This is a genomic window from Streptomyces griseorubiginosus, from assembly GCF_017614965.1.
Taxonomy (GTDB): Bacteria; Actinomycetota; Actinomycetes; order Streptomycetales; family Streptomycetaceae; genus Streptomyces; species Streptomyces griseorubiginosus_B.
The window spans coordinates 1-1,642 of the sequence record NZ_WVUG01000624.1 but is presented as its reverse complement, the minus strand read 5'-3'; the positions used below and the strand labels follow the sequence as shown (position 1 = coordinate 1,642).

1 pseudogene is annotated in these 1,642 nt (G+C 75.4%); it reads right to left on the bottom strand.

What is annotated here, in order from left to right:
* Positions 1-1,451: pseudogene (locus tag GRC12_RS44265) on the bottom strand (hypothetical protein); the annotation flags it as partial.
* Positions 1,452-1,642: the final 191 nt, after the last annotated feature.

Genomic DNA, 1,642 nt, shown 5'->3' with positions numbered 1-1,642 from the left:
GTCTTGGGCTCGGCCTTGGGGTCGCCGAGCTTGCCGCCCAGTTTCAGCATGGTGGTCGGCTGGTCGACCTGGGGCTTGGGGCGCTTGAAGACGGCGGTGGGCTGGTCGACGGGTTTGGCGGGTGCGGGCGGGTTGGCGTCGGCGTTGGCCGTTTTCCCACCCGCACCACCCGTGCGGCTCTCGTCGTCACCTGCGGGTGGCCCCTGCGGTCCCTTCCCGCCATCGGCGGCTGCGGGCCCGCGCACGGGAGCCACACCACCCGCCGCCTCACCGTCATCGGGGACCTCGTCCTCGACCCCGGGCTGGTCGTCCTCGCCATCGTTGCCACCGGGCCGGGCGTCGTCGATCGCGGGGCGGGCGTCCTCGATGTCGTCCTCGGCGTCCTCGCCCGCGGGGCGAGCATCCTGGACACGGGACTTCCCAGCACCGGACTGAGCGTCCTTGGCGGCGGGCCGAGCGTCCTCGGCACTGGAACGGGCGCCGTCAACGCTGGAGTCGGCACCCCCACTCCGAGACCGGACGTCCTCGCCTGCGGGTCGAGCATCCTCGACACCGGACTCGGGATCCGCCCCCGTGAGGCTGAGGGTCTCAGCGGCAGGCCGCTTGGCCTCAGCGCCATCTCGGGGGTCCCCGCTCGCGGGCCGGACATCCTCGACGCCGGGCTTCGGGCCCTCCTCCGTAGAGCCGGGGGTCTTGGCGGCAGGCCGCTTGGCCCCAGTGCCGGAGCGGGGATCCTCGACACCGGACGCCGGGCCCTTCCCCCTAGAGCCGGGGGTCTTGGCGGCAGGCCGTGCGTCCTCCGCACCGGAGCGGGGATCCTCATTCGCGGGCCGGGCACCCTCGACGCCGGGCTCGGGGGTCCCGGCCGCGGAGCGGGGGTCCCTGGCGGCGTTGGGGGTCTTCGGCTTGTCGTCGGGCTCGGGCTGGGGGCTGTTGTCGTTCGCGTCTGTTGCGGCGCTCTCGGGCTCCGCGGTCGCAGAGGCTTGCTTCGCCTCCCCCGTACGTACCCACGCCGCGACAGCGGCACGCAGGCGTGCGTCGCCGCCCGTCTCGCCGTCGCCGGCGACCTCAGCGGAATCGTTACCCTCCGCCGAGCCATCGCCCTCGGCGTCGGCGTCCCGCGCGCTCGCGGAGTCAAGGCCGCCGCCCTCAGCGTCGCCGGCCTTCCCGGCATCGTCCACGTCCGAGTCGCCCGTACCCGCGGTGTCCTCCGCGTCCTGAGCGCCCTCGGACTCCCCGGCCTCCGCAGAGCTCCCGCGGCCCTGGGTGCCCACAGCGCCGCCGGCGGCGCTCTCTGCGTCCTCGGAGTCCTCGGAGTCCCCAGTGGCCTCGCCAGCCGTCTCCGACCGGCCAGCGCGCCGCTCGGACGCCGTCTCGCCGTCCACGGCACCGCCGGGCGTCTCGTCGTCCCCCGTCTCCGCCGCAGCCCCGTCCGAGGAGCCGTCGGTCATGGCCTCGCCGGACGCCCCCTCGGCCTCCTCGTCGGTCCTGTCGTACCTGGCGCGGGTCGCATCGCCACCGACCCCCGCGATCTCGTCCCCGGAGGAACCACCGTCAGCCTCCGCGGTCCCGTCCCCAGACGCACCACCGTCCGACCCCGCGGCCCCGTCGCCAGACGCACCACCGCCAGACCCCGCGGCCC